Here is a 5,859-nt window from a genome sequence, read left to right as displayed (position 1 = left end):
CGCCCCTTCTTCCCCCCTCCCTCCCTCCTCCCCCCCTCCCTTCTTCCCTCTTCTTTCCCTCTCCCCCCCCCCCCCCCCCCCCCCCCCCCCCCCCCCCCCCCCCCCCCCCGGGACCCAAGACTCAGCCGTGGCGGCCCAGGTGCCAGGCGTGCCACGCGTAGGCCTGAGCGTCCGTGAGCGACGCCACCTGGTCGACGACCACGCGCAACCGCGCCGCGTCGTCCGGGGCGGCCTCCCACGCGGGCAGGAACAGCCCGTCCAGCGCGTCGGGCGCGCGGCGGCACAGCGCCCCGACCAGTTCGGCGAGCGTCTGGCGCTGGCCGTCCTGCATCGCGAGGCGCCGCCTGTCGCTCATCACGTACCGCAGCGCGAGCGCCTTGAACAGCGCGACCTCGGCCGCGACCTGCTCCGGGATGACCAGCCGCGCGGCGTAGCGGCTCAGCGGGCCCGCACCGTACACCTCCCGCGTCGCGACGACCACCGCCGTCGCGAACCTGCCGACCAGCTCACTCGTCAGCCGCTTCAGCGCGACCTGCGCCTTGAGCGATCCGTCGAGCCCCGGTTCGATGAGTTCGGCGACCACCGGGAGGTCGAGCAGTTCCTTCGCCGCACCCTCCAAAGTGGACTGAGACTGAGTCGAAAACCGGCGCGCCGCCTCGGCCACCGCCGCGCGTTCCTCCGCGTCGGCCAGTACCCGCAACGAGATCCGGCCTGCCAGCACCCCGTCCTCGACATCGTGCACCGAGTACGCGACGTCGTCGGACCAGTCCATGATCTGCGCTTCGAGACAAGTGCGGCGGTCCGATGACGCCGAGACGCCTTCCCGGACCCACGCGAACACCTCGGCGTCGTCGGCGTAGACGCCGTACTTCGGATTGCCCTCTTCACGCTGCCACGGGTACTTCGTCGAGGCGTCGAGACAGGCGCGAGTGAGATTCAGCCCGCCGACGGCCCCGCCTTCGAGCAGGACCTTCGGCTCCAGCCTGGTCAGGATCCGCAACGTCTGCGCGTTGCCCTCGAAACCACCGCACGGCTGCGCGACCTCGTTCAGCGCGCGCTCGCCGTTGTGCCCGAACGGCGGGTGCCCGATGTCGTGCGCGAGACCCGCGGTGTCCACCAGATCCGGGTCCGCGCCCAGTTCGTCCGCGATCCCCCTGCCGATCTGCGCGACCTCCAGCGAATGCGTCAGCCGGGTACGCGGCACACCGCTGACCTCGGCGCCTTCACCGGGGCCGACCACCTGGGTCTTGCCCGCAAGCCGCCGAAGGGCCGCCGAGTGCAGAACCCGCGCGCGATCACGGGCGAAGGCGCTTCGCCCGTCACCGGCGCCTTCCAACGCCGCGCCCTTGGGCCGCTCGGGCAGCAGTCGCGCCCTGTCGGCCTGGGTGTAGGTGTCACTCACCCGACCAGCTTAAGCGTGGTCACCGACACTCCGCGGGTCTCAGACGACCGCGGGGGATTTCGTGAGCCGGTAATACAGCAGCGCGCCGGTCTCGCGGACGATGTAGCGCGCCTGCGTCTCGCGGGCCTGCACGACAGGACCGCGGTGGGTCGGCGACGTCCAGGTCTCCAATCCGAGATCGTCGGCCATCACCCGCGCACGGAACGAATGCCATGGGTCGCTGACCAGCACCGCGGTCTTCCAGCCCCGCTTCTGCACCTGCTCGGCGACCGCGCGCAGGCTGCGCAGGGTGTCGCTGCCCTCGCCGACCGGCAGCGTCGCCGACTGGGGCACGCCGCGTTTGCGCAGCCACTGCACGCCCGCCTGTGCCTCGGTGTAGTTGTCGTCGGCCTTCTTGCCGCCCGCGGTGACGATCACCTTCGCGACGCCCTGGTCGTACAGCGTCTTCGCCTTCGCCAGCCGGGCTTGGAAGATCTCCGACGGCCTGCCGTTGTACTGGGCGGCGCCGAGCACCACGATGACGTCGGCCTGGTCGCGCACGTCCTCCCGCGCGACCTGCCAGACCCGGAACGCCGTTCCGCCGATCACCGCGACGACGACCAGCAGGAAACCCGCCAGGATCCGGCGCACCCAGTTCGCACGGGTGGGTTTCGTCCGTTCGGCGGTACTCACGAAGGTGATTCTCGCAGAGCCGCGAGACAGGCTCAGAGCCAGCCGCGCTCTTCCGCGAGCCGCACCGCCTCGGCCCGCGTCCTCGCCCCGGTCTTGCCCATCGCGGCCGAGAGATGGTTGCGCACGGTGCCTTCGGAAAGGTGCAGCGCACCGGCGATGTCGGCCACCGTGCTGCCGTCCTTGGCGGCCCGCAGGACGTCGTGTTCACGGCCGGTGAGCGGGCTCGCGCCGGTGGCGAGGGATTCGGCGGCGAGCGCGGGATCGACCACCCGGAGCCCGCCGTGGACCCGGCGGACGGCGTCGACGAGCTGCTCCGGCGGCGCGTCCTTGACCACGAATCCAGCGGCGCCCGCCGCCATCGCCCGCGAGAGATAGCCGGGCCTGCCGAAGGTGGTGCAGATGATGATCCGGCACAACGGGAGCGCGCCGTGCAGTTCGGCGGCGGCTTCGAGACCGTCCTTGCCCGGCATCTGGACGTCGAGCAGCGCGACGTCCGGGGCGGTCTCCTTCGCCCGTTGGAGCACTTCGTCGCCCGAGCCGACCTGGGCGACCACCTCGATGTCGGTTTCGAGGCCGAGCACGGTGGCCAACGCCCCGCGCACCATCGCCTGGTCGTCGGCGAGCAGGACCCGGATCACGCGCAACCTCCAGCGGGTTCGGAGAGCGGCGCGGGCGCGACGCTCCGGAGGGCGGACTCGGGTACCTCCGCCCGGACGAGCCATCCTCCCGCAGATGGCGTGGCGGCGGTCAAGGTCCCGCCGACCGCGGCCAAGCGTTCGGTGAGCCCGCGCAGGCCGTTGCCCGGCTTCTCCTCGCTGCCCTCGCCGTCGTCCTCGACCTCCAGCCACGTCCTGCCGAAGCGGACTTTGACCCGCTTCGCCCCGGAATGCCGGAGCACGTTGGTGACCGCCTCGCGCAGCACGTAGCCGAAGGTCCGTTGCAGGGCGGGGTCGACGTTGTCGACCGCGTGCGGCAGATCCGCGTCGATTTCCGCCGCCCGCAGCGCCGCCCTCGCCCCGGCGACCTCCACCGACAGCGACACCTCGCGGTACTCGGAGACCGTGGCGCGGATGTCCGTGAGCGCGCTGCGGGCCAGGCTCTCGACCTCGCTGATCTCCTGCAACGCACGGCTGTCGTCCTTGCCGCTCTCCAGGATCCGGCGCGCGAGCCCGGCCTTGACCGTGATGGTGGTGAGACTGTGGCCGAGGATGTCGTGCAGATCCCGCGCCAGGCGCTCGCGTTCGCCCGCCACCGCGAGCGTCGCGATCTCCTGGTTCGCCGCTTCCAGTTTCCGCACCGCGCGGACCAGGTTCGCCATGAAGAACATCGCCGCCGTGATCGAAGCGACCGCCACGAGGTCACCGAAATCGTCCTTCCCGACGACCAGGTGGACGGCCAGCACCAGCAGCAGGGCGCCACCGTCGAGGATCACCGCCCACGCCGGCGGCAGTGTGAAGGCCAGCACCGCCGTCGCGTAGATCAGGATGTACGGGTTGTTGTCGTGCAGGAAGACCAGGACGAGGCCGAGGAGCAGCATCACCCCCGAGAAGAGGTAGGTCGTCTTCCGCCGGGAAGCACGCAGAACGAGCGGGAACAGCAGATAGCAAGCCCCATAGGCGATCAGGAAACCGGCGATCACCAGCTCTTCCGCGGTGATCCCGCCGGTGGTCAGCTCGATCGCCGTGGGAATGAAACTCGGCAGGACGAAGGCGGTGCCGAGCACGGCCCACTTCGCCGGCCTGGGCCCGGCGCCGGTTCGCGGCGGCATGTCCGACCACCAGTTTCCCCGGTTGTCCAAACCCGTCCTGACCCTGCCCGGGTAGTCGTTCACCGGTTCACCCTCTTCTCAGACCCGCGCACTGTCCTTACGGTAACGCCTGATCACCAGCGTCCCGAGGACCGCGGTCCACGCCGCCAGCACGCCGAGCGCGGCCGTGAGGCTCACCGTGAGGTGATCGGTGACGACGGGGCGGACCAGCTGGGTCAGCCAGTACGTCGGCGTCACCTTGGCGAGGTCGGCCATCCACGACGGCATCCCGTCGATGGGGATCCACAGGCCGCCGAGGAAACCCATGCCCATCATGACGATCATGTTCACCGGCTGCATCGACTCCGGCGTGCCGAACTGGCCCAGCAGCAGACCGAGCAGCACCAGCGGGATCGCGCCGAGCCAGATGCCGAACACGAGCCGCAGCCAACCGGCGGCGTCGAGGTGGACGTCTTGGAAGAGGACGCCGACCAGCGGGACGACGAGCAGCGCGGGGAGGGCGACGAGCATCGACGAGAGTGCCTTGCCGCCGAGGTAGCCCGCGCCGGTCAGCGGGGTCAGCCGCAGCTGGCGCTGCCACCCGGTGGACCGCTCGATGGCCAGTTTCGCGCCGCTCGTCATCGCGGCGGAGAAGGTGCCGAAGGCCATCATGTTGACCATGATCACCCCGGTGATGTTCACGCCGGGGCCGCCGAAAACGTTGGCCTGCAACAGGAACATCAGCACCGGGAAGGCGACGGCGAAGAGCACGAACCGTGTCGAACGGAAAGTGCGGACGATCTCGGTCTTGAGATAGGTCGGGTTCATCGAACGGCTTCCTCGGTGTCTTCGGTGGTCAGTGAAAGGAACGCGCCTTCGAGCCCGACGGCGCTGATCTCGATGTCGCGCGCTTCGGGCACGTGGGTCAGCAGCGCCCGCAGCGTGACGTCGGAGTCGGAACTGGAGATCGCGGCACGGCCGCCGCGCAGTTCGGAACCGGTGACCGCGGGCAGCCCCGCGATCACCGGTTCCGCCGCCGCGGGCACCACGGCGCGGATCGTGCGTCCCCCTGCCAGCGCACGAACCTGCGCGACCGAACCGTCCGCGACGATCCGCCCCGACCGCATCAGCACGACACGATCGGCGAACTCCTCGGCCTCTTCGAGATAGTGAGTGGCGAACAGGACCGTGCGACCCGAGTTCGTGTACTCGTACATGGACTTCCAGAACTCGCGGCGCGTCCCGACGTCCATCGCGGCGGTCGGCTCGTCGAGGATCAGCAGATCGGGGTCGCTCACCAGCGCGACGGCGAACCGCACACGCTGCTTCTGCCCACCGGAAAGCTTGGTGGAGCGCCGGTTCGCGAGGTCTTCGATCCCGGCGCGGCGCAACGCCTCACGTACGGGCATCGGCTTGCGATGCAGCGCGGCGACCATGCCGACGGTCTCCCCGACCGTGAGATCCTCGACGAGCGCGCCGCCCTGCAACATCGCGCCGATCATCCCGTCGCCGACCGCGTCGCCCGGCTCCCGCCCGAAGACGGTCACGGTGCCGCTGTCGGGTGCCGTGAGGCCTAGGATCATGTCGACCGTGGTGGATTTGCCCGCGCCGTTGGGGCCGAGGAGGGCGACCACCTCACCCGGCGCGATCGTCAGTTCCACGCCGTCGACGGCGTGGACGTCGCCATAGTGCTTACGCAGACCGGAAAGCCGTACCGCCGCCCCCGCGGTGATGTCTTGTTCTCGCATGCCTTGAGCATGTCGCGGCGGGGCGTCCTGCGCGTGGGCCGCGCGTCACGACCTGAGGGTGACAGTTGTCAGGGGTGGGCTTTCCCCGACGCTAGGAAGGTCCTTCCTAGCGGATTTCGCGAGGAAGGGACCTTTCCCGGCGTTGCCGGGGCGGAGCAGGGGCCATTGGTCATGAAGCCGACCTCGTGTTCGCGACATGATCGCCGGTCCGTGAAGGCCTCCTTGAGGGACCCTGGGTCCCTCAAGGAGGCCTTCACGGAACTTCCCGGTCAGGGGTTTGGTAAAAGGGG

Annotated in this window: 6 protein-coding genes; all 6 read right to left on the bottom strand. The window is 70.0% G+C overall.

Annotated features, from left to right (window positions below):
- Positions 1 to 121: 121 nt before the first annotated feature.
- From ACZ6DT_RS28630 to ACZ6DT_RS28605, 6 genes are read right to left on the bottom strand one after another with little or no spacing between them, the layout of a single operon-like run.
- Complete coding sequence (locus tag ACZ6DT_RS28630) at positions 122 to 1,402, bottom strand: deoxyguanosinetriphosphate triphosphohydrolase (protein WP_465600900.1); 1,281 nt, start codon at positions 1,400 to 1,402, stop codon at positions 122 to 124.
- A 39-nt stretch (positions 1,403 to 1,441) separates the two neighbouring features.
- Positions 1,442 to 2,074 (bottom strand): YdcF family protein, encoded by a 633-nt coding sequence (locus ACZ6DT_RS28625; RefSeq protein WP_465600898.1) that lies wholly within the window; start codon positions 2,072 to 2,074, stop codon positions 1,442 to 1,444.
- A 32-nt stretch (positions 2,075 to 2,106) separates the two neighbouring features.
- Positions 2,107 to 2,712, bottom strand: a complete 606-nt coding sequence (locus ACZ6DT_RS28620; protein WP_465600895.1) for a response regulator — start codon at positions 2,710 to 2,712, stop codon at positions 2,107 to 2,109.
- Positions 2,709 to 3,905, bottom strand: coding sequence for a sensor histidine kinase (locus ACZ6DT_RS28615; protein ID WP_465600892.1), 1,197 nt, complete (start codon positions 3,903 to 3,905; stop codon positions 2,709 to 2,711). Before ACZ6DT_RS28615 ends, ACZ6DT_RS28620 begins: the two co-directional genes overlap by 4 nt.
- Before the next feature lie 15 nt (positions 3,906 to 3,920).
- A complete protein-coding gene (locus ACZ6DT_RS28610; protein WP_465600889.1) occupies positions 3,921 to 4,649 on the bottom strand; it encodes an ABC transporter permease in 729 nt (242 codons plus the stop codon).
- Entirely contained in the window at positions 4,646 to 5,569 is a 924-nt protein-coding gene (locus ACZ6DT_RS28605) for an ABC transporter ATP-binding protein (protein WP_465600887.1), read from the bottom strand. The genes ACZ6DT_RS28610 and ACZ6DT_RS28605 overlap by 4 nt, the downstream gene beginning before the upstream one ends.
- Between the last annotated feature and the right edge of the window lie 290 nt (positions 5,570 to 5,859).

Source organism: Amycolatopsis sp. NPDC041971 (assembly GCF_055588925.1).
The sequence above is the reverse complement of the archived record's forward strand: the minus strand, read 5'-3'. Positions and strand labels throughout refer to the sequence as shown.

Bases quoted from the DNA above. Each gene is read 5' to 3' on its own strand.
- ACZ6DT_RS28610 (WP_465600889.1), bottom strand. From the start codon at position 4,649: ATGAACCCGACCTATCTCAAGACCGAGATCGTCCGCACTTTCCGTTCG.
- ACZ6DT_RS28605 (WP_465600887.1), bottom strand. From the start codon at position 5,569: ATGCGAGAACAAGACATCACCGCGGGGGCGGCGGTACGGCTTTCCGGT.